Genomic DNA, 22,907 nt, shown 5'->3' with positions numbered 1-22,907 from the left:
CCCCAGATCAGGGTAACGGTTTTTATATTGATAGGTTGTGTCGGACAGCGATATGGCCGATTTGGAGACGAGTAATGGCTAAGGTTTGTCAGGTGACCGGTAAGCGTCCGATCACTGGTAATAATGTTTCACACGCAAACAACAAAACCAAGCGCCGCTTTGAACCCAACCTGCACCACCATCGCTTTTGGGTTGAGAGCGAGAAGCGCTTTGTAAGGCTGCGTGTATCCTCTAAGGGTATGCGTATCATTGACAAGAAAGGCATTGATACGGTGTTGACCGAGATCCGTGCCCGCGGCGAGAAAGTGTAAGGAGTCAGGATCATGCGTGACAAAATTCGATTGGTTTCAAGCGCCGGTACTGGCTATTTCTATACCACTACCAAGAACAAGCGCACCATGCCTGAGAAAATGGAGATCAAAAAGTTTGATCCCGTTGTTCGCAAGCACGTTATGTTCAAGGAAGCCAAGATCAAGTAATTGATTTTCAAGCTGAATTGCGAGGAGCCGGGCTGGGTAAACCAGCTCGGCTTTTTTCGTTAAAGGCACTGCCTGAGTTTACCTTCTGCGGTTTTCTGCCAAACTTAACAGGGGTTTGGATCCGCTTGGGTGAGAAGTAACGGAATGGAAATCTATCTGGCGCGGCAGCCGGTATTTGATCGTAATCTAAACGCGGTGGCCTATGAGCTGCTGTTTCGCAGCGGTAACGTCGGCACTGCCATCATTGATGACCCTACCCGCGCCACCATGCAGGTGATGGTCAACGCCTTTTCCGAGATCGGCCTGGAAAAAATCACCAACGGCAAGCCCGCCCTGGTCAACATTACCCACGATATACTGGTGCGGGGAGACCTGCCCAAGGGCCTGCAGAAGCTGCTCATTCCCGAAGTACTGGAAGACGTGGTGGTGGATGGCAATGTGATTCGGGAAGTGAAAAACCTGGTGGCCCTGGGGTATAAGGTGGCGCTGGATGATTTTGTGTACTCCGATTCCTGGCGTCCGCTGCTCGGGTACGCCCACTACATCAAACTGGATGTGATGGCGCTGGGGGTGATGGGTGTGCGAGAGCAGCTGGCGCGGCTGCAGGCCTGCGGCAATGTACAGGGCAAGCTGCTGGCAGAAAAAGTCGAAACCCATGAGGAGTTTGAACTCTACAAAACATTAGGCTTCGATTACTTTCAGGGGTATTTTCTCAGTAAGCCCCATGTCATGGTGGGGCAATCGGTGCCGGCCTCCCACCACGTGCTGACCACCCTGCTGGGGGAGGTGAGTAAGGACGATTATGATGTGGATCGGGTGGCGCATATTATTGCCCAGGATCCGCGCCTGTCTTACAAGTTGATGCGGGTGGTGAATTCGGCCTCCTTTGGCTTATCCCGTACCGTGAAATCCATTGAAGATACGGTCGTGCTATTGGGGGGCAATGAGTTAAAGCGCTGGGCGGCCATGCTTGCCCTGGCCACCGTGGATTCCAAGCCCCATGAGTTGTTGGTGTCGGCCATCGTTCGCGCCAAAATGTGTGAGCTGGTGGCCACCCGCCTCAAGCGCCAGCACCCCAGCCGTTATTTCACGGCGGGTTTGTTTTCGATGCTGGATGCCCTGTTGGATCGACCTCTGGATGAGGTGTTGTCACAGATGCCGTTGGCGGCGGATCTGGAGCTGGCGCTGTTAACGGGCAGCGGCGACGTCGGTGAGGTGCTGTACTCGGTGAAAGCCTACGATGAAGGCCGCTTCGATGAGGTTCCGTCCCTGGGCCTGGAGTCAACCGACATGTGGGAGGTCTACCTGCAGGCGCTGGAATGGTCCGATGTGGCACGGCACAGTATGCTGAGCGCTTGATAGAGATATAAATTAGAGGCTGAAATCTTACCTTTCGCATCAGGAGATGCTATAAAAACGATCCCAGCAACGCACGGGCGTGCTGGTTAATTTTCTTTTCAGCAGTTTTGGGGTATCAGGGATCAGAAGTATCGTCTGTATTGGGGAATGCAGTGAGTGAAGGAGGAGTTCACCCGGACTTGTCCTGGCCTTTTATAAATCAACTACAGCCTGTTTGTTCTGTTCCATATCCCCTTTAGATATGGAGTTTTCGATGAAGAAGTCTGCTTTGAGTATGGCGCTGGCCTTGGCCGCGTTGGTCGGATGTGGTGGTGGCGGCGGCTCCGGCGGGGGTGGTTCCGATGACAGGAACGATCCGCAACCGGTTGCCAACAGCGTTTCCGGCGTGGCGGCAAAAGGGGTGGTCCAGCAGGGTATTGTCACGGCCATGGAGTTGAACGGCAGCGGGGTTGAATTGGGTGCTGTGGGCAGCGCGGTTACCGATGCTGCCGGCGGCTACCAACTGCAGTTATCCGACCAGTATCAGGGTGGATTGATCAAGCTGGTGTTGACCGCGGACGTCAACACCCGCATGAAATGCGATTCCTTTTCCGGATGCGGTGGGGCCGCCTTTGGCGACACCTTATCCCCACCGGATGGATTCACCATGAATGCCGTGCTGGCACCAACCGGCTCCAGTCTCACAGGCCAGATTACGCCGCTTACCCATATGGTGGCCGCGCGGGTATTGTCCCAGCCGACGGTCAGCACCGAGTCCCTCAATCAGGCGGTCAGTGAAGTCAACCAGCTGGTGGGAATCAACGTGCAGAACACCGGCGTTGTGGATATTACTGACGCCACTGCGCTGGCGGCGGCCGCTGCCGATGCAAAACGCCTGGCCCTGTTTAATGCCGGCCTGGCTGACCTGATCGTGAACAGCGGAAACGTCAACACCGCGTTGGATGGCCTGGCGAGCAGCTTTGCCGATGGCGCCTTCGATGCCGGCGATGCCATCACCATCAACGACATCCTGTCCGCAGTGGCCCTGGCAACCGACCAGCTGCCGGATTACCCTGCGGTGGCGGGTCTGCTGGAAGAGGCGGCCGATGATGTGCAGCAGGTGCTGGATGTGATTGCCAGTCAGGTTGTTGCCGGTGGCTTTGATCCCGAGCCTGCCAGCCAGATCAATGCCGGCGAGGTGGCTCAGGCCAAGTCATTGATTACCGATGCCCGTTCATTCCTCAGCGTGATTGCCGATGACTACGAACAGCCCATGGATGCCATGGCCGCCGATCTGGAGGCAGTGGACGCGGTTGTGAGCCTTGAAACCCAGGCCAATCTGAGGCTGGTGGGTGTGGTGCTCGACCAGGTGCTGGAGGATTTATCCCAGCGTAACCTTGACCTGCAGCAGCAACTGGATAATCCACAAACCTATGTGATCGATGTGTTCAACGAGGAAGCAGTGGCGGTGGGCACGATGACAGCGCAGTTTGCCGTTGATGCCACCGGGTTGTCGCTTGGTATTACCGGTACCCTGGGTGATGCCCCTGCCATATCGGTTGACCTGGTGTTGGGCACCAATATCACCGAAGACAAACTGACGGTGAATGCCGGTGTGATTGAAGCCTTCACTGCGGACAGCGTTATGTTGACCTTGTCCGGTGGTGTGGCAGATACCAATAGTGAATTGATCTTCAATGGTATGGCGCTGAGCTTTGACTACGATGACGGCCTGGTGATAACGGACGAATCAGACCCGGCTTACGAGCTGGCCTGGTTTGACCGTGCCCGTTTTGCCGGCGATGTTGAGGTGGCGGTCAGTGATGCCAGTTTTACCGGACGCCTGGCGTTTGATCTGGTGACTCTGGATCAGGGGGTGGCGCGCCGTGATGAGCAATTGAACATTGAGTATTTTTTGCTGGATGGCGCGTTCTCCACCGGCAGTGCCAGCACCAATGCCCGCGTGCAGTTGGATCTGGACAACGCCACCCGGTTTGATCTGTTCGCCTATGTCAGCAGTGAGTCGCAGCTTGTGGGCAGCATGCTGGTGGAAGGGTTGCCGGAAGCCTATGACAACCCCGGGCAGCGCCTGGCAACGGCATTCGAAGAAGCCCGGGGGGATGGTTCCCAGGCCCTGCCGGACACCTTTGTCTGGTACGGTGGCACCGGTGGGGGATTGTGGTGCCAAATGCAGATCGATTATCTGGCGCCCGGCGGTAGCGGCCCCTATACCTTCTATTATTCAGACGACAGTGACGAAGCGTTGCAGTTTACCCAGCAGTTCTTTTTGGACGCCCGTCCATTGGTTGAGGCAAGCCTGGGCTATGGCGGTGGTCTGCAATACGTGGATCTGCAGTATATGGAATATGAAAATCCCGGCTACCGGGTGTACTACCAAGCCTACCTGACGCCAATGGTGGAAACCGAAGACAACTTCATCAGCGGCCGTCTCAGTGTCACTGCTCAAGTGGACAGCCCTGATTTGCCGCAGGCCACCGCCACCCTGGCCATTAACCGCGATCAGTTCCGTATGGCCGATGCGATCCTGACCATCGCCTATGACGGCCAAAGTTACAGCCTGGAAGTGGATGTGATTGAGCAGCCAGACAGCGCAACCGGTGTCATTACCTTAAGCAATGCCGATGGCGTTGAGCTGGTGTTGGATGTGCAGGCTGAAGATGACATCAGCGGGGTTGCCCGGGTGGGTGGCAAACAGGTTGGCACGGTATCCACCACCAGCGATGGCCTGACCCTGATTCGCTATAATGACGGAACCTTCGAGTCTCTGTTCTGAGATGGTGAATTCTGTTGTGTTGGTCAGGGCTGCCCTGGTGGCCCTGACCCTGGTTATGCATTGCTCCGCGCTTTACGCAAACGACAGCCTGGGTGTGTATTTCAAGCTGGAGAGTTTTACCTACAGTGAAACGGTTCCCATTGATGCTGCCCTGCACGAATGGGAAACCACGGATTTCGAATCCGGTGACCGGCAATGGAGTTGGAACTGGCTTGAGATGGGGGTGCAATGGGGGCACTTTTCCCTGGGGTATCTGAGGCGCGAGGAATACGACTTGCGTTTCAGCCCGGATACGGCGGAGCTGTACTGGCGCACGGCCAATCAACTGGATCTTGCACCCAACACCGACTATGAGATCGATCTGCGCGCCCGCCACTTTCAGGCATCCGGGTTGCGTTTTGCTTTCCGTAATCATCATGCCTTTGCAGTGATGGCGCTGGATTACCAAGTGGGGTTTGCGCGATTTGAAGCGCAGGATCTGATTGACGGGCGTCTTGTGGGCCGTGGCCGCACCGTTAACAACCGTGATTACGATTATGTGGCGGAGCTGAATTACCACTACTCCGAAGACCGGCTGTTTGAGCGCCAGGTGGAGGCGCCGTCGGGAACCGGCTACGCTGTGGATCTTGCGTTGCAGGCAGAATACCGGCAACACCGGCTGTCAGTGGTGGCGACGGATCTGGTGGGGGCCATTTATTGGCGGGATGCGCCTTATACGGAGGGCACCCTGAATTCGGATAACAAACGCTATGATGCGTCAGGGTACGTGCGGGTTAATCCCACCTTGTCCGGCTATGAAGGCGTGTCTGATGAATTTCGCCAGCCGTTGCAAACCCGGATTACGGCGGATTACGACTATGCAGTATCAGACAGGCTGGGGGTGGGGCTCATGCTGCAACAACAATATGATAAAACCCTGCTTGCCCCGTCCGTGGCGTTATTGGCATCCCATGCGTTAAAGCTGGGTTACTGGCCGCAAACGGAGATGCTGCAATTGCAGTGGCGAACACCGGGGTGGGTTATTTCCCTGGGCGCCGATGGCATCGATGAAGGCATCAGAGCGCTGGCCCTGCGGTTTGCTTATCAACCCCTACTCCACCGGTGACGGCGGCTGCTTGATTGAAATCATGAGTTTGGTGTCGAAGGCGCGCTCGAATTGCTGCAGTTTCTTGATATGGGCTTCGGTGAGCACGCGGCCTGCAACCAGCATGACCATACCGTGCTGGTTTATAAGATCCTGACTCAGGGTCATTCCCGGTTCGATCTTGTCCAGGGGGAGCAACGCTTCCCGGTCTTTGGCGAGCAACAGTCTGACTTTGTCGATCACGGCGTCGAACGCGGAAACCACCTGCGGGTCGTAACGTTTGCCCGATTCCTGAATGATGAACTCATGTGCCTGCATATCATTGAGGTTCTTGCCAAGAAAGTTGTTGGGTAGCAGGATGTTGTCATAGTCATTGGCCACAGCAACAATGCGGGCCCCAAGCGGGATGTCGCTGCCGGAGAGCTTACCGGGAAACCCCTTGCCATCAAATCGCTCATGATGGCTGCGTACAATCTGTGCGGCATCCCGCAACGGGTCGAACGACAACAGTGCGCTTTCACCCAGAATGGCGTGTTGCTGGTAACGTTTTCGCTCCAGGGGCGACATGCTATCGGTGGACTTGCCCCTGATGCTTTGTTCCAACCCAAGTTTGCCGATGTCATGGAGGAGGGCGCCAATAAACAGCTGGCGCATTTCCCTGTCGGGCAGCTGCATTTCTTCACCGATGATCTTCGCAATGTTGGCCACCCGGGCGGCATGATTCTTTTTATGGCGCTCGTTCATTTCAACCAGGTTCGACAGCAGGGGTATGGACTGATAATAGCTTTCCTGCAGTTCCTGGTAGGCTACATCCAATTGTGAGGCTGTTTGTTGCAGCTCTTCTGTCCGGCTGCGGATAATGGCTTCCTGATTTTCGGTCAGCGCCTGGAGCTCGGCCCTTTGTTGTTCCTTGATCTGCAATAGCACCTTGTTCTGTTCGCGCAGGCGCTTTAGCTCCAAAGCGTTCTTTACCTTGTCAACCAGATCGTCGTCATCCCACGGTTTTGAAATGTAATGTGATATGTGGCCTTCATTAATCGCGCGTACCGTGGATTCCATGTCGGAAAATCCAGTCAGCAACATGCGCGCGGTATCGGGCCAGCGCTGTGCAGCCTGCGCCAGGAAGGTGGCGCCATCCATAATGGGCATTCTCATATCGGAAATAATAATATCCACCGGCCTGTCTTCAAGAACCGCCAGTGCATCCGTGGCGGAACTCTTGGCAATGACGTCAAAACCATCCTCATCGCTGAACAGGCGCACCAGGCTTGATAGAATGTTTTCTTCATCATCTACCACCAGCAGCGTGGCGGTGGTTTCCATTTCAGCGTCTTCTGGTTGCATTTCATGCGGCCTTATGATCAGAATGATTGCGGGAGACGGGTAAAACGATGGTGAATACGGTTCCTTTCCCTGGCGTTGAAACCACCGTCAGCTCTCCGTTATGTTTCTTGATGATCCCATACGACAGGGATAAACCCAGCCCGGTACCTTTGCCGACTTCTTTGGTGGTAAAAAACGGATCAAATATTTTCCCAATGATGTCGTCTGATATTCCGCTGCCGTCGTCCTCCACTTGAATGGTGATCTTGTCTTCCTGAGATGACGTGCGAATATAAATATTGCCGGGTTCCGCCATAGCATGGGCTGAATTAACCAACAGGTTCATGATCACCTGATTGATCTGTGAGGGCACACACTCAATGTTGGGTAGTTCGCCGTACTCCTTGTGAACCTCTGCCTTGTATTTGATTTCGTTCCAGGCGATGTTCAGCGTGCTTTCAATGCCGGCATGGATATCGGCCCACTGCCATTCGGCTTCGTCGATGCGTGAGAAGTTCTTCAGATCCTGAACGATCTGCTTCACCCGGTCAACACCTTCCAAAGATTCATCGATGACCGCCATGATGTTGTTTTTAAGTGATTTGTATTTATAAGCAGTGCGGGCCTTATTCAGTTCGGCGATGGCGGTTTCGTCGTGTTGGGATTCTATGGTTTGCTCCATGTGATGAATTAATTGCAGTGCCCGGTCGGTGTATTTTGCCAGCATGGTCAGATTGGAATTGATGAATCCAACCGGGTTGTTGATCTCGTGTGCCACGCCCGCTGCCAGTTGCCCCAAAGACGCCAGCTTCTCCTGCTGAATGAGCTGATTCTGGGCCTCTTCCAGCTGCGAGTTGATGGATTGTATTTCCTGATTTTTTTCCAGTAACTCTGACTGAAACTCAATGCGGCTGAGTATTTCATCGGTTAGATCACTGTTGATGGCTGTGAGGGCGTTGGCTCTCTGAACCGCCAGATTGGCAAGCTGTTTCATGGATCGTTTGGCCAGAATGAACTGTATGCAGAGGGCCAGGGTAAAAGCGATGCTGAACAGAATCAATATCCACTTCAGGTAAATGGCGCTTTGTAACACCGATATGGAATTGGGGATCGCCAGTTCGATATCGAGATTTTCATAGGTATGCCGGATTACATGCAAGGTTGGATCATCTTCGCCACCGAAGAATGACTTCTTGATTTCATTGCCGAAGACGTCTTTGATATTGATCAGCAGGGGAAGATCATCGTGAATGCCTTCGGTCAGGGTCTGCACCCGGGTTGCGGATGCCAGGATCAGCGGTTGATCCAGACTGGAATTATCAAAGAGTAACGTATGCACGATAAAACTTTTCGCGCCGTCGTTGATCTTGAGGATGAAGAACGCCTCTTTGGTTGGGCCAAAGCCCGGATCATATTTATTGTTTTTGATGAACTCATTGATGTGGTTGATCAAGAGTCTGGAATCATCCGCTCCGGGGGGTTCCAGATAATTCTGGTTTTTATAGTGTAATAGGGTAATGAACTGCGTAGTGAGCTGATTTTTAAGTAGCCAGTCTGCGTATTCACTGAACTCTTCCTGGCTTATATAGTTCGATGCGGCCACCATGCCCGCCATGGCATTGGTATTCTGGCGCATATTGAACAGGTTTCGATTGACCTCGTTGATATAGGCCAGCTCACTGGTTTTGTTGATGTTGCTTTCCACGTGATCTTCCCATAGTTTTGCAGAATACAAGGCAATTCCAGAGATGATGATGCCCACCACCACAATGAATATCAGTGGCAGGTAGCTGTCCAGGCGTGCTCTCACATTGGGCGAGTCGGAGTCGGCCATCATTTGGGCCATGAGCAGCATCTGGTCTTTGGAATCATTCGGCATGCTTAGCTCAACTCCTTGATGATGTTTTCCAGTGCATCATTCGACTGCAGAATGGTCTCAACAATTACCGGGTCCAGTAGTGAGCCGGCATGATCCTGCAGCGTGTTTTTAACGCGCTGAATACTGGCCTGCGGATCGTTGTGGAGTGTTTCCAGGATCAGCTTTGCTGTGGTGAACAGGCGGGATTCCAGCGGGATGGCCTCTGATTTGACGCGGTTTGGTAAACCCGTACCGTCGTAGTGCTCCTGACAATAAAGACAAATGTTATACGTCTGCTTCAGTAGAGGAATGTCGGAACCCTTGAATAGATCGCTGCCCATTTTGGCATGGGATGAAAGCACCGCCAGTTCGTCTTTTTTGAGTTGCTCTATGGGTGTCTCTCTGAGTTTTTCCGGCAATGCCAGCATGCCGATGTTATACAGTTGCGCCGATAATCTTAAGTTCTCGGCCTGATCCTGGGGCAGCTCGCACAACCAACCCAGGGCTGCTGTACAGATGCCCAGCTTGCGTGGGTCGATGTTGCTGACCGACTGATTGAACTGGGTCAGCCGGCTGATGCGTGCGATCATTTCCCGATAGGCTTGGTTATTGGCTCGTTCAGTCTGTTGGAGCTTTTCATGGGCCTCACGCAGTTGTTGTGTACGTTGCTCTACCGTTTTTTCCAGATTCTGGTTGAAGGTCAGCAGATCCCTTTGTTGATGGCTGATACGCAGCAGGGAGGCAATGCGGGTTTCCAGTTCAACCGGGTCGATGGGTTTGTTGATGAAGTCATCCGCTCCCAGGTAGATCGCTTTGCGCCGGGTGTCGGCATCATCGAACGCCGTCATCACGCACACCGGCGGTTTGGGTCGGGTTTTGCTGTCTGAGTGGTGGCGTAGAAAGGTGAAGCCATCCATTACCGGCATCTTGATGTCCAACAGAATCAGATCGATATCGTGTTGTGTGAGTTGGTGCAGCGCCTCTTTGCCGTTACCCGCTTCAACAAAGTCGATGTCGTAGTCTTCGAAAAGACGACGAATTGCATTGCGATTATTCTCTTCGTCGTCGACGAGTAGAATGTTACTAGTCATGTTGACTTTCCCTGGTTAGGTCTTGGTTTTCCGAGAGTTTTTCCTGGATATGTTGAACAACTTTATCAATGTCGAGATCCGGGTAGTATTTTGAAAGCGTTTCACTTGGGGTTGCCTCGCTACAATTGCCCGGAGTAGGAAATCCACAGGCCTGGGCAACAGAATGTGCGCAGCGTACCAGCTTAATGTCTTCCAGAAACTCGCCATGCTGGTCAGTGCGGGTATGACAATGGGCAATACTTTCCCGGAAGGAATCCGGCAGGCGCCACTTGTTGGCAATAATCACCCCGGCTTCGGCAAACAGTGGTTCGTATTCGGCGGCGGAATCGGCGTCGGCAAGCTCCATAAAGGCTTCAAAAATATCCGGCATCTCACAGATCAGTATCTGTTTTCCCAGTTCGTGCAGTAACCCAAGGGAATATGCCAGCCCTGGGTCAACCGGTATTTCCGGCAGTTGGGCAAGGGTATGGGAAACGACAGCACTGGCCAGGGCATGTTGACTCAGTGCCAGGCGCCATTTCGGGTGCGGCCCATTGCTGGTGGCATGATGCAGCGCAGTGGCATAGATTATGTTTCTCAGTTGATCGAAGCCCAGGAGTACGCAGGCATCACGCACATTGCGAATCTTTCCGGATAATCCATAGAAGGGTGAGTTGGCAATTTTGAGAATGGTAGCGGATGTGTTGGCATCGGAATCAATGATGCGCTTCAGGTCATCGGCCTCGCTGTTGGAATCCTGAATGGCCTGCAGTAGTTCCATCATCACTGGATTCAGTGGTTGGACGCGGTTGATTTCCGAAATCCTTTGTTTAAATTGAGCGATCATTGGCTTGTATCCGGTATTGCGATCAATAATTTTCCAAGCCTCTCCGTTTCATGACTCAGTTTGATCAGTGTGAATGTGAACCGATTGATGCTGAACCTGGTTTTAGACTGGTCAATATCAGCATCGAATACACTGATTGCATCGGTTAGTGCCCGCCAGTGATTATGAAAGGCCTGCTCTGTTGGCAAGCCCAGAAGACTGGTGGTGTTGTCTGTGAACAGCTCTCGAGCCGCTTTGTTCTCAAGGGCAATGGTAAGTGATTCGTCCAGCCCGATAATGGCGAATGGAAACTGCTCCATCGCATCCTGGTAGACATTGAGCGAAGCAATATGCAGTTGCAGGCGTTGGGTTTTCTCTTCAACCATGCGTTCCAGGCCGGCATTGAATTCAGCCAGCTTGGCGTTGCTGTCCTGCAGTTGCTGGGTCAGCTGGCGATTGGTTTCCGCCAGTTCAAAGTATTCAAACGCTTCCTGCACTGAGTTTAGTAGTAAATCGTCTTCCCAGGGTTTGGTGAGAAATTTAAATATAGAGCCTTCATTGATTGCATTGGTAATGGTACTCAATTCTGAATAACCGCTAAGGATCATTCTGACGACGTTTTGGTGTTTGAGTTTGATCTGCTTGAGAAATTCTGTGCCGGTCATGTTGGGCATACGTTGATCCGACAGCACCACACCGATTTGGGGATTGGCATCGATGATATCGATGCCTTTTTGACCACAGTCGGCTCGATAGACAACGTAATCTTCTTCTTCCAGAAGCCGTTGCAGCGTATTGAGAATATTGGGTTCATCGTCCACGATGAGGATATGACGTTCCATTGCCTTAACTACTATTTAGAAAGATCCTTAAGACTAACTGTAGCAAAGCGGGCAAGGTCGGGCATTGTTAGTGTTGGTCGGTCTAACAATGCCCTTTTTCATGCGGGTATTTTATATGCGTGGCTCAATCCTAGTTCAGTTCCACCACCATGTCCGTGCTGTTGCTGCTCACCAGGCCATTGATGTCAATGGTATTGAGTGACAGGCGATAGCTGCCGGCATTAAGGTTATCAATCTGGTAGGAGGTCGCCGTTCCATCTTGCACCAGGAGCGAACCGGATTCGCCATTGGTGTCGTTGTTCCAGTTGATGCGGTAGCCCGCCAGTTCCTGTGCTGCCAATTGGCTGCCATCGGCCCGTTGCTCGGGGGCGCTCCAGGTGACCGCCAGTGAATAGGTTTGCGGCGCGGTGGATTCAAACACGCTGAGGTTAATGGTGTCACTGCTGCTGGCACCGTTGCTGTCGGTAACTGTGGCCGTGATCAGATGGTCACCCACCGACAGGGTGGTGAAGTTGCCGATGGCACCGTCCACGGAGCTGTACCAGGTAATGCTGTTGCTGAGATCGCCATCTTCAGCATCGTCAGCGAAACCTTTCAATAACAACGCGGTGCCTTCTTCGACGGTGGTGCCGGAAAGCGGCGAATCGATCGAAACGGTGGGGGCGGTGTTAGTGGCCGGCGGGGCGCTCACGGTAACCGATACACTATCGGTGGCGGACAGGTTGCCGGAATCACTGACGCTGGCGGTAATAATGTGGTTGCCCGGTGACAGGGTGGTGTTGGCGGCAATGCTGCCGTCAAGGGAAGACGTCCAGATCACACTGGCACTCAGATCACCGTCTTCCACATCGGTGGCGGCTGCGTGAAAGCCGATCAGTTGGCCATCGGCAAACTCCGCCTGGTCACCTGGTGCGGTAATCTGCACGGTGGGTGCGCTGTTGCTGGTAACGGGGGCGCAAACACTTGGGTCGTATTGCTTCTTGGCCCAGCCCTTGAGTTCACCATTGGCGTCACAGGGATTGTTGTCTCTGGCGGCAAGGCTCACGTTGCTGGTGGTAAGGGAAAGGACACATCCAAGGAAAACTAAACTGCTTAACTTCATTCGTTCTGATACCTGAAAAACACTGCTGGGATAATTTACAAGGGCAAGTGTAGTGTCGGGCCGAGGATTAAATAGGTTTATAAAACGGCAAATGTTCAGACTGTGAAGACAGGCCGAATGGGGTGTGATGGGATGAAGGCTGTTTATGTGATTTGAATTGTATTAGGTGCTTTTCTGAGTGCTAACCAACTTAATGTTGTGTTTTATTCAGGCACAGAATGAGGTTTCCCCACGGGTCGACCCGGGCTTGCCAATGTTCGGCCAGCAGAGTGGTGGAGACGGTTTCCGCAATCAATGCCGGCCCCGAAATGACTTGTTCGCTGCCCAGATCCTCCCGCCAATAAACCGGAACCGGCTGCGCCAGGCCGGTTAGGCTGGTGTGGCTTGTGGGCAGGGCCGGGGAGCGATGGCCGGTGCGGGGTAAACGGTTCACCGCTGCCCCGGCACTGATTTTGCAGCGGGCGTTCACCAACTCCAACGGGATGTTAAGGCGGTGGCCATAGCGTTGTTCGTGTTGTGCATGGAAGCGGCTTGCCACCGATTGCAGTTGCCCATCCCAGACTTGATTCAGGTAGAAACGCTGTCCCTGGTAGCGAACGTCCAGCGAGCATTCCCAGTGCATCTGCTCCGTGGCAATGCCTTCCTCTTGCAGGGCCGCTTTACCCTGGTGTTGCAGTTGGGCCAGAATGTCCTCCAGTTCGCTTAAGGTCACCTCCGCCAGGGGGTGTTGCAGGGCATGGGACAGTTGGCGGGATGTGGGGGCCACCACCATGCCCAGGGCTGAGAGCACACCGCCCTGATTGGGGACGATGGCCTGCTGCATTCCCATGGCTTCGGCCAGTGCGCAGACGTGCAGCCCCCCGGCGCCGCCAAAGCAACACAGGTGAAAGTCATCCAGGTGATAGCCGCGCTCAATGGAAATCACCCGCAGGGCGCGCACCATATGCTCGTTGGCAATGTCGATGATGCCCTGGGCGCAGTCGTGGCGGGATAACCGCAGTGTGCCGGCCAGGGCATCCAGTGCCTGCCGCGCCGCTTGCAGATCCAGGCGCATGTTGCCACCCAGAAAATACTGCGCCGGCAGGCGCCCCAGTACGGCGTTGGCATCCGTGACCGTAGCCTGGGTTCCTCCCTGGCCATAACAGGCCGGGCCCGGCGCGGCGCCGGCGGATTGTGGGCCTACCTGTAATATGCCGCCGGCATCCACATGGGCTATGGAGCCACCGCCGGCACCGATGGTATGCATATCCACCTGGGGTACGGCCACCGGCCAGGGGCCGATGCTGCCCTCGTTGGTGAGGCGGATGTCACCGTCAATCAACGCCACATCAGTGGAGGTGCCTCCCATGTCAAAGGTCAGTAGTTTGCTGAATCCGGTCTGGCGGGCAATAAAGCGGGCGGCTGCCAGACCACCGGCGGGGCCGGACAGTAGCATGTTGACGGCCGATTGGCCGGCGGTTGCCGCATTCATGGTGCCGCCGGTGGATTGCATCACCGCCAATGAGGAAGGTGATACCTGTTGCTGCAGGCGTTGCAAATAATGAGTGACTTTGGGGCCAAGGCTGGCGTTGAGCCAGGTGGCGATGCCACGCTCATATTCACCGGCTTCCGCCAGTACCTCGTGGGAAGCGCTGACGAACCAGCGTTCAGCCAATGCCTGCTTGATGGTGCGTTCCGGTGCCGGATTCAGAAACGAGAACAGCAGATTGATGGCAACCGCTTCCACACCGGCGGCCTGCAATTGTTGCTGCAATGCCTGCAGCGCATGATCCGGGATGGCATCCACTTGCGTGCCGTCGCTGGTGATGCGCCCGGGCATTTCAAAACACAATGCCGCCGCAACCGGGGGTGTGATCGGGGCAGGTTGGAGGTTGTACAACTCCCTGCGCGTCTGACGGCCGATGCTGAGCAAATCCTTGAAACCGATATTGCTGATCAATGCGGTTTTGACCCCTTTACCTTCCAGGGCCGCGTTGGTGGCAACAGTGGAACCGTGCACGATGCTGACGCTGCCGGCCGCCACCGCCGTATCCAGCCCCAGCTCGTGGATGCCCTGCAATATGGCCCGCTCAGGCGCATCCGGGGTGGAGAGCACTTTATGAATGCGCAGAGCATCACCCTGTAACAGCACAAAGTCAGTGAAGGTGCCGCCGGTGTCCACACCGAGAACAGCTTCACGGGTGGGTGCGCGGGGGCCAGAGCCCGAAGGATTGGAAGCGGAATTTGCCATAAAAATCAAAAACAGGGACTATTGCCGGGATCAGGGTGAAGCGCCAAGTGTACCCCATTGGGGGCAGGAGTATGAAGGGAGCCGAAGTATGAAGCGAGCAGCAATCCGCAGTTTAATCAGCATCCTGCTGTTGGTGGTGGCCGGCTGGGTGCAGGGGGCTGATGGGCAGGCGAGCGCTAGACAGGCGAGCGTTGCACAGGAAGCAGCGCAATCCGAGCCGGACGCGGTGGCGTTGCTGCGGAAAATCGATGAGCTGTATCGCTCCGACAGCAGCCATGCCACCATGACCATGGAAATCGTGACACCCAACTGGCAGCGCACCATGGCGCTGGAAGCCTGGACCCGGGGCATGGAAGATACCTTTATCAGAGTGCTGTCACCGAAAAAAGACCGCGGTGTTGCCACCCTGAAGATCGATCGTGAAATGTGGAATTACTTCCCCAAGATCAATAAAGTCATCAAGGTGCCGCCGTCCATGATGATGGGCGCCTGGATGGGGTCGGATTTTACCAACGATGATCTGGTGCGCGAAGTATCCCTGGTGGAAGAATACCACGTGACCCTGCAGGATGCTGACGCTTTACATGTGCTGACGCTGATCCCCAAAACCCAAACGGTTACCGTGTGGGCCCGCATAGTCATCCGGGTCAGTCGCGATAAACTGCTGCCGGTGGATCAAACCTATTTCAATGAACAGGGAGAGCGGGTACGGGTGATGACGTTTGCTGAGAACAAAACCTTTTCCGGCCGGGAAATGCCCTCGGTCATGACCATGACACCGCTCAATAAAGATGGCCACAAGACTGTGGTACGGTATCAGTCGTTAACCTTGGATGTGCCGGTGGAGGACGATATTTTTACCCTGCGTAATTTGCAAAAACGGTTTCGCTGATGCTGTTCAAACTGGCGTTTCGCAATGTCATGCGCCAGCGGCGACGTTCTTTGCTGACCTTGCTCAGTATGGGCGGCGGATATCTTCTGCTGTGTCTGTCGCTGTCACTCTCCGAAGGCTCCTACAACAACATCATCGATCTGTTTACCCGCGATCATACCGGGCATATCCAGATCCATGTGGCAGGCTATCTTGATCGCCCTGCCTTGCATAAGCGCATGCAACAGGTGGACGACTGGCTGCCGCCCATGCTGCTGCGTTACCACATCAAAGCCGCCGCGCCGCGCCTGTACAGCCCGGCCCTGGCCTATGGTGAAAACAAATCCGCCCCGGCCAGTGTCATTGGCATCGATCCCGGGCGCGAAGCGCGCACAACATTGCTGGCAAAAAAAGTGCAGCAGGGTGTGTGGCTGCCGAATCAGGTCAATGAGGCAGGCTATTGGCCGGCCATGCTGGGGTTTGCCATGGCCCAGACACTGAAACTATCGGTGGGTGACGAACTGGTATTGATTTCCCAGGGGGCGGACGGTTCCATCGCCAATGATATTTTTCAGGTGAGTGCCATTGTGGGAACGGAAGATTCCAGTGAGCGTATGAACGTGTATCTGCCCCTGACCGCCATGCGCGACTTCATCAGCTTGCCGCAGGGTATTCATGAGCTGGCGCTGTTGGTGGAGCGGCCCGCTGATGCCCGTGACGCAGCGCAGCGCATACAGGAACACCTGGCGCACCGCGTTCCACAGCAGCCGCTGGCAGTCAAGCCCTGGCAGGAGGTGGAACAGGGTTTCTACAATGGCATGCAGGCGGATAAGCAGGGTACGTACATTTCCATGGGCATCATTATGTTTATTGTGTCCATCGGTGTACTGAACACCGTGCTGATGAGTACGCTGGAACGCACCCGAGAGTTTGGTGTGTTGAAAGCCATCGGCACCCGGCCCGGGTTGTTGTTTCGGTTAATTCAATTGGAAGCCATGCTGCTGGCTGTGTTGGGTTGTGTGCTGGGTGTTGTACTGGCGTTGCCTGTGAACGCCTATTTCGTTCATCACGGTATTCAACTGTCCCAGGGCTTTGACATGGGTGGCATTCGCTTTGATCGGTTACTGGGGGAGTTTTCCTGGTTCACCATGGGGGTTCCGGCCCTGGTGGTGATGGGCAGCACGTTGCTGGTCAGTGTGTTCCCGGCCTGGCGCGTGGCCCGCATTACACCCATTAATGCGTTGCAGGCGGTATAGCATGCCCAAAATGTTGATGTTGACCCTGGCATTACGCAATGTGTTCCGCAACAGTCGGCGAACGTTGCTGACCGTAGGCCTGATTGCCTGCGGCCTGGCGGCCTTGATGTTTACCGATGCCATGGTGCGGGGCATGAGCCAGTCCATGGTGCGCATTGCCACCGGGACTTTATTAGGGCAAGCCCAGATCCACCGCGCCGGGTTTCGCCGTAACAACGATGTGGATCTGTACATAACCCACAGCGATCACCTGCTGCAGTTGTTGCATGATGATCCCGCCGTTGCCGTGGCGGCACCCCGCGTGATCACCGGAGCCATGTTGGCATCGTCGGAAAACGTGGCCGCAGCCATGGTTTACGGGGTGGATGGGGCCGCCGAAGCGCAACTGGGTAAGCTGCAGCAGGCCATGGTGGCGGGGGATTACCTGCACGCCGGAAACGGGTCGGCAGAGGGGCAGCGCCAGTTGCTGGTGGGCACGGGGCTTGCGCGTTTACTGGAAGTGGAGCTGGGTGACCGGGTGGTGATTACCGTGTCCCAGATACAGGGTGGCGATCTGTCTCAGGAGTTGTTCCGCGTGTCGGGCATGTTTCACTTTAACGACCGGATGCTGGATCAGAATCTGGCGTTCATCACCCTGCCCCGAGGCCAGCGCCTGTTGGGCATGGACACCGGTGTTCATGAAATCGCGCTGCGCTTGCCGGCGCCGCCGGCGTTTGACTGGCAGCGTTACAATGGTGATTGGCGTGGGCAAGTTCTGCAAACGCTGAGTTGGGAAAAACTCATTCCACAGCTCAGTGGCGTGCTGGAAATGTCCAATGTGTCCACCCTGATTGTGGCGGGAATTTTGTTTATGCTGGTGGCGCTGGGGTTGATCAATTCCATGTTCATGTCCATCTACGAAAGGCAGTATGAATTCGGTGTGCTGCTGGCATTGGGAACCCGCCCGGTGCAGCTGTTCTGGCAGATACTGTACGAAGGTTTTTTTATTGGCGTGTTGAGCGCGCTATCGGGGCTGGTACTGGGGGGATTGCTGACCTGGTGGAAAGCGGCCACTGGCATCGATTACGGTAATCTGGAAATGTCCGGTGTGACGTTGCAGGAGCCTATTTTCCCGATGCTGCATTGGGCCCAGTTCACCTGGATGCCGCTGTCGATAGTATTGATGACCCTGGTTGCCAGTCTCTATCCGGCCTGGCATGCGGCCCGCTTACAGCCCACCCGCGCCATGCGCAAAACGCTCTAGCGGCCATGAATAAACCCAGCATAAGGAATGCCCCATGACCACAGCACCATCGCAAACGGAACCACAGGCGCAAGGCGATATTCTGTTTGATATCCGTGGTGTGGGGCGCTACTTCGGCAGCGGTGATATTCAGGTGAAAGCACTGGATGACATCAACCTCACCATCGCGCGGGGCGAGTTCACAGCCATCGTCGGCCCCAGTGGTTCCGGTAAAAGCACGCTATTGCAGTTAATGGGTGGGCTGGATGCGCCCAGCGTAGGTGATGTGCACCTGAACAATAAATCCATCGCGCACATGAGTGGGCGCGAACTATCGGATTTTCGCCGTGATCATATCGGTTTTATTTTTCAGGCCTACAACCTGATCCCGGTGCTGTCGGCGCAGGAAAACATCGAATACATTATGCTGTTGCAGGGGGTTCCGGCGGCGCAGCGGCGGCAGCGGGTTCAGGCCATGCTCAATACCGTGGGGCTGGAAGGCTATGCCGATCGGCGCCCGGCCCAATTGTCCGGTGGCCAGCAGCAACGGGTGGCGGTGGCGCGGGCCATGGTATCCCGGCCCAGTATCATTCTGGCGGATGAACCCACCGCCAACCTGGATTCCGTCACCGGCAGCGCCTTGCTGGATATGATGAAAGGACTCAATGAAAGCCGCAGTATGACCTTCGTGTTTTCCACCCACGATCCCAAAATCATGGAGCGGGCCAGCCGCCTTATCCATTTGCAGGATGGCCGTGTGGTGGAGGATGAGCGCCGTGGTTAAGGGGCATTACGGTGCCTGGGCCAGCCTGGCGCTGTTGATGGCGCCGTGCACCCAGGCCGATGAGCAATTGCTCGGTGCCGGTTACCTGAAAAGCTATGGGTTGTGGCAGGATGCCGTGGCACCGGTGAGTGCCGAACAATGGCAGTGGCAAAACAGCCTGCGGCTGATGCTGGATTACTTTCCCGGCGCCCGCTGGAGTCTGCAGCTGCATTACGAGTTGCAACCGGTGTACCGGGATAAACCGACTCCATCGGTTGCCGATGGCAGCCCGTTTTCCACCCTGAACAACAGTGACAACCGTTATCGTATTGACGATATTCAAAACGATGATGACAGGGAAGAGGATCACTGGTTGCTGCTGCACAACCTGGATCGATTGAATCTGCGTTACAGCACGGAGCATGGTGATCTGACAGTGGGGCGTCAGGTGGTGAGTTTTGGTTCGGCGCGCTTTATTAACCCCACGGACATCTTCGTACCCTTTGCCCTGCAGACCTTGAATCAGGAGTACCGGGTGGGGATCGATGCGATTCGTTATCAGGCGGCGCTGGGGGATTTCGCCCAACTGGACGTAGGTGCAGTGATTGGTGAAAACGCGGAAAAAGCCAACAGTGGCGCCTTTCTGCGCGGTCGCGACAACTGGCGCGGCAAGGATGTGCAAGGGGTATTGATTGCACTGGACGAAGCCTGGCTCGTGGGCGGCGGTGTGGAAACCGCCCTGGGGGATTTCGGGGTCTGGCTGGAAACGGCCTTCGTGGATGCGGAACCTGCCCATTACTGGCGTCACTCCATTGGCAGCGATTATGCCCTGGATGCCCGGTGGGTGCTGATGCTGGAGTACCATTACAACGGCGCCGGTGCCGGTCAGCCGGAGGATTACGCCGGGCTGTTGCGGCTGCAACCCTATCAACGGGCCGGTGTCTACCTGCTGGGTCAACATTATTTGATTCCCGCCCTGAACTGGCAGGCAAGCCCATTGTTGAATGTCACCGCGTCCGGTTTTTTCAACCTGCAGGATGATTCCTGTTTCATCAGTCTGGCGGCGGAGAGAAGCTGGAGCGAAAATCTGTATTCCGATGTGGGTGTGTACTGGAGCGCAGGGGACAGCCTGGAACCGGATCCGGCGTCAGCAACGTTGCAGTTTGGCTCTGAGTTTGGTACTTACCCGGTCAGCCTTTACGCCAGCCTGCGCTGGTATTTTTGAATCGGAAGAAGATGTAACCCAATGCCTGAATTACCGGAAGTGGAAACCACCCGTCGCGGAATAGAGCCGCACATTGTGGGAAAGCGGGTGAAAGCCCTGCACGTGCGCCAGCCCCGTCTGCGCTGGCCGGTGCCGCCGGCCATCCATGAGGCAGAGGGCAGGAAACTGCAGGCCGTGCAACGGCGGGGGAAATACCTGTTGTTGCGCTTCAGTAACGGCACCATCATCGCCCATCTGGGCATGTCCGGCAGCATGCGCATTGCCGCCCGGGGGGAACCCCCGCTGTTTCATGATCACGTGGATCTGGAATGCAGTGACGGTACCCTGTTGCGGTACTGCGATCCGCGCCGTTTCGGGGCCTGGTTGTGGACCCGTGATGATCCCCTGCAGCATGAGCTGATCGTCAGGCTGGGGCCGGAGCCACTGACCGAGGCATTCAATGTGGATTACCTGGTGGCGCGGGCCAAAGGGCGTAAGAGCAGCGTGAAAACCTTCATCATGGACAGCCATGTCGTGGTGGGGGTGGGAAACATTTACGCCAATGAAGCCCTCTTTATGGCCGGGATTCACCCGAAACGGCCGGCCGGACGCATCAGCCGGGCCCGTTACGCCAGGCTGGTTTCCGCCATCAAAGCGGTGCTGGCGGCGTCCATAGATATGGGGGGCACCACCCTGCGGGATTTCGTTGGCGGTGATGGCAAACCGGGCTACTTCAAGCAAACCTTACGGGTTTATGGCCGGGCCGGGCAGCCCTGTGTTGGTTGTAAAGGCCCATTGACCGAGATTCGATTGGGGCAACGTTCTACCGTTTTTTGTAAACTGTGCCAGACTTAAACGGCATAAGCGGCGAAAAAATGGCCGCCAAAAGTTGATCCAGTACATAAACCGCCAGAAAAAAGCGGGCCACCGGGCTGTCAAAAGTGGATCGTTTCCAAATTAGGGAATACACTAGAATAAAGCACTTAGGTGGCTACCTTAGAGAAAATTATAAAGAGGAAAGATTATGCGCAGCCTGAAGAGCACTTTTAGATCCGTGTTGGTGGCTTTGTCCATGGCCCTGTTTGCAGCGGCACCCGCGGTATCCCAGGCGCAAACTGTGACCGATCGTCCTTCCGGACTGGAGATGACCGGTGACGTGCTGTTGGTTCGCCCCCTGACCCTGGTGGCCACGGTGATTGGAACCGGCCTGTTTGTGGTTTCACTGCCGTTTTCCGCATTGGGTGGCAATGCCGGTGAGGCAGGCAATACGCTGGTGGTGACGCCTTTCAAGAGCACGTTCCTGCGTTGCCTGGGTTGTTCCAACAAACATTTGTCCACCGCGCAAACCGCTAACACGTCGGAATAATAACGCCGCTTTAGCACATTCAGTCTTTAGCCCATTCAGTATAAAAAAGCCCTGGTCTGCGTTGGCAGGCCAGGGCTTTTTTATGGGCAACGGATAAGCCGGATCAGCCCTGCTGCTGCGCCGTCAGGGGCGGCACTCCTGGGGGCGGTAGGCAGGCTCCAGCGTGCCACCGGTGCAGTCCCAGATCAAACCACCGGGCTCCTGGTACGGCACCAGAGTGAGGGTCTCGCCGCGAATGGTGCTGGCGCTGTCATCGAAGGTCACGGTAATCACCGCATTGTCCGTGATCACCCAGCTGCCGTGGGTAAATTGACCGGGTTCATCCTTGGCCATGTCCAGGGCGCTGTTGGGTACAAAGCCGGTGCGTTCAATGAAGGCTTCAATTTCATCCTCCAGGGTATCCGCCTCCAGCAGAGTCAGGTTCACCTGCGCCCGGGTCAGGTAATCCTGATAGGCGGGAATGGCCACCGCCGCCAGTACACCCAGCAGCATGATCATCATGAACAGACCCAGCACCACCCAGATCCACAGGCTGGAACCGGTTTTATGGCCGTGTTTCTCATCCCACTTTTCCCGGCTGGTACAGAGAAAAACAATGAATTCGATGAGAGACACCAGGCTGGGAATCAGGGTCCAGCTGAACAGCAGATAAAAAATGCCCCACCATTGGCCCAGATAGAAGCGGTGGAAGCCCCAGGAGCCGGTAGGCAACAGGGCCAACACCGCCGCCACCTCGCGGCTGCGTCCCAGGGTGGGGAGCCGGCGTCGACAGTGGGGGCAGATCCGCGCCAGGCGGGGGGCTTCACCGCCACAATGGCTGCAGTAACGGATCTCATCCGGGTGCAGATGGTCATCGGTGGGGGGAGAATAGGGGGTGTCAGCCGCGGCAGCGGCGGCGGGCTGTGGTGTGCTCACCGGTTCCAGTTGCAGCGCTGGGTTGGGCGCCGCCGATGGGGTTGAGGAATCCCCATTATGGTCGGAAGCAGGCGCCTGTGGTGGGCTGGCCTGCTGTTGCAGTTCAACCTGGGCCCCGGTTTTTTCCAGCGCTGCCTGGTAGCGCTGGGCGCTGGCGGTATCCAGGTTGGATTTGACCCTGCTGGCCCGCCCCTGCAGCAGATTAGCGGTTTTTTCCTGTGGCTGTTTCATCAGGGCCGCCAGACGCGCGGCTACCGCAGTGTGATCCTGACCGGCTTGAATGTGGCCGGTCAGGACCACGTTGTAACGAGCTTCACTCATTGCTGTCCCTTAAATTTTCTGGTTTTAATTCTTGTGTCGGTGG

At 55.5% G+C, this 22,907-nt stretch carries 20 protein-coding genes; 12 read left to right on the top strand and 8 right to left on the bottom strand.

The features are described 5' to 3' along the window. Positions 1–74 precede the first annotated feature (74 nt). The 5 genes from rpmB (at position 75) to D9N13_RS08045 (ending at position 5,716) form a co-directional block, all read left to right on the top strand. Positions 75–311, top strand: coding sequence for a 50S ribosomal protein L28 (gene rpmB / locus D9N13_RS08065; RefSeq protein ID WP_290588047.1), 237 nt, complete (start codon positions 75–77; stop codon positions 309–311). A 12-nt stretch (positions 312–323) separates the two neighbouring features. Then, positions 324–479 carry a 50S ribosomal protein L33 gene (gene rpmG, locus D9N13_RS08060; protein WP_156870890.1) on the top strand — a complete coding sequence of 52 codons (156 nt, stop codon included), beginning with the start codon at positions 324–326 and terminating at the stop codon, positions 477–479. 144 nt (positions 480–623) lie between these two features. Next, positions 624–1,838, top strand: coding sequence for an EAL and HDOD domain-containing protein (locus D9N13_RS08055; RefSeq protein WP_290588045.1), 1,215 nt, complete (start codon positions 624–626; stop codon positions 1,836–1,838). Positions 1,839–2,091: 253 nt separating this feature from the next. Then, on the top strand, positions 2,092–4,611 hold the full coding sequence (locus D9N13_RS08050; protein ID WP_290588043.1) for a hypothetical protein: 2,520 nt from the start codon (positions 2,092–2,094) through the stop codon (positions 4,609–4,611). After that, complete coding sequence (locus D9N13_RS08045) at positions 4,583–5,716, top strand: DUF5723 family protein (RefSeq protein ID WP_290588041.1); 1,134 nt, start codon at positions 4,583–4,585, stop codon at positions 5,714–5,716. The genes D9N13_RS08050 and D9N13_RS08045 overlap by 29 nt, the downstream gene beginning before the upstream one ends. Here D9N13_RS08045 and D9N13_RS08040 read toward each other — a convergent pair. From D9N13_RS08040 to D9N13_RS08010, 7 genes are all read right to left on the bottom strand, one after another. Then, complete coding sequence (locus D9N13_RS08040; protein WP_290588039.1) at positions 5,702–7,039, bottom strand: HD domain-containing phosphohydrolase; 1,338 nt, start codon at positions 7,037–7,039, stop codon at positions 5,702–5,704. The two genes, D9N13_RS08045 and D9N13_RS08040, sit on opposite strands and share 15 nt — an antisense overlap. Position 7,040: 1 nt before the next feature. Further along, on the bottom strand, positions 7,041–8,897 hold the full coding sequence (locus tag D9N13_RS08035) for an ATP-binding protein (RefSeq protein WP_290588037.1): 1,857 nt from the start codon (positions 8,895–8,897) through the stop codon (positions 7,041–7,043). Between the two features lie 2 nt (positions 8,898–8,899). Then, entirely contained in the window at positions 8,900–9,967 is a 1,068-nt protein-coding gene (locus tag D9N13_RS08030) for a response regulator (RefSeq protein ID WP_290588035.1), read from the bottom strand. Then, positions 9,960–10,793 (bottom strand): HDOD domain-containing protein, encoded by an 834-nt coding sequence (locus D9N13_RS08025; protein WP_290588033.1) that lies wholly within the window; start codon positions 10,791–10,793, stop codon positions 9,960–9,962. Before D9N13_RS08025 ends, D9N13_RS08030 begins: the two co-directional genes overlap by 8 nt. Further along, on the bottom strand, positions 10,790–11,614 hold the full coding sequence (locus tag D9N13_RS08020; RefSeq protein ID WP_290588031.1) for a response regulator: 825 nt from the start codon (positions 11,612–11,614) through the stop codon (positions 10,790–10,792). The genes D9N13_RS08025 and D9N13_RS08020 overlap by 4 nt, the downstream gene beginning before the upstream one ends. Before the next feature lie 130 nt (positions 11,615–11,744). After that, a complete protein-coding gene (locus D9N13_RS08015; protein ID WP_290588029.1) occupies positions 11,745–12,716 on the bottom strand; it encodes a fibronectin type III domain-containing protein in 972 nt (323 codons plus the stop codon). Between the two features lie 190 nt (positions 12,717–12,906). Then, on the bottom strand, positions 12,907–14,946 hold the full coding sequence (locus D9N13_RS08010; protein ID WP_290588027.1) for a hydantoinase/oxoprolinase family protein: 2,040 nt from the start codon (positions 14,944–14,946) through the stop codon (positions 12,907–12,909). An 88-nt stretch (positions 14,947–15,034) separates the two neighbouring features. Between D9N13_RS08010 and D9N13_RS08005 the strand changes: the two genes are divergently transcribed. From D9N13_RS08005 to D9N13_RS07975, 7 genes are all read left to right on the top strand, one after another. Continuing rightward, complete coding sequence (locus tag D9N13_RS08005; protein WP_290588024.1) at positions 15,035–15,838, top strand: outer membrane lipoprotein-sorting protein; 804 nt, start codon at positions 15,035–15,037, stop codon at positions 15,836–15,838. Continuing rightward, positions 15,838–17,073 carry an ABC transporter permease gene (locus D9N13_RS08000; protein ID WP_290588022.1) on the top strand — a complete coding sequence of 412 codons (1,236 nt, stop codon included), beginning with the start codon at positions 15,838–15,840 and terminating at the stop codon, positions 17,071–17,073. Before D9N13_RS08005 ends, D9N13_RS08000 begins: the two co-directional genes overlap by 1 nt. 1 nt (position 17,074) lies before the next feature. Further along, positions 17,075–18,316 carry an ABC transporter permease gene (locus D9N13_RS07995; RefSeq protein WP_290588020.1) on the top strand — a complete coding sequence of 414 codons (1,242 nt, stop codon included), beginning with the start codon at positions 17,075–17,077 and terminating at the stop codon, positions 18,314–18,316. A gap of 34 nt (positions 18,317–18,350) precedes the next feature. Then, the gene (locus tag D9N13_RS07990; protein WP_290588019.1) at positions 18,351–19,079 is read left to right on the top strand and encodes an ABC transporter ATP-binding protein; all 729 of its coding nucleotides are present in this window, start codon (positions 18,351–18,353) and stop codon (positions 19,077–19,079) included. Further along, positions 19,063–20,283: a hypothetical protein gene (locus D9N13_RS07985; protein WP_290588017.1), complete on the top strand. Its 1,221-nt coding sequence runs from the start codon at positions 19,063–19,065 to the stop codon at positions 20,281–20,283. Before D9N13_RS07990 ends, D9N13_RS07985 begins: the two co-directional genes overlap by 17 nt. A 21-nt stretch (positions 20,284–20,304) precedes the next feature. After that, entirely contained in the window at positions 20,305–21,117 is an 813-nt protein-coding gene (gene mutM, locus D9N13_RS07980; protein WP_290588015.1) for a bifunctional DNA-formamidopyrimidine glycosylase/DNA-(apurinic or apyrimidinic site) lyase, read from the top strand. A 169-nt stretch (positions 21,118–21,286) separates the two neighbouring features. Beyond that, positions 21,287–21,628, top strand: coding sequence for a hypothetical protein (locus tag D9N13_RS07975; protein ID WP_290588013.1), 342 nt, complete (start codon positions 21,287–21,289; stop codon positions 21,626–21,628). Positions 21,629–21,751: 123 nt separating this feature from the next. Here D9N13_RS07975 and D9N13_RS07970 read toward each other — a convergent pair whose 3' ends face one another. Then, positions 21,752–22,864 carry a pilin gene (locus D9N13_RS07970; protein ID WP_290588011.1) on the bottom strand — a complete coding sequence of 371 codons (1,113 nt, stop codon included), beginning with the start codon at positions 22,862–22,864 and terminating at the stop codon, positions 21,752–21,754. Positions 22,865–22,907: the final 43 nt, after the last annotated feature.

The sequence above is a fragment of the Ketobacter sp. GenoA1 genome (assembly GCF_003671475.1).
In the GTDB taxonomy this organism is placed as follows: domain Bacteria; phylum Pseudomonadota; class Gammaproteobacteria; order Pseudomonadales; family Ketobacteraceae; genus Ketobacter.
Note: the sequence above shows the minus strand (reverse complement) of the source record. Positions and strands in the feature narration are given on the sequence as shown.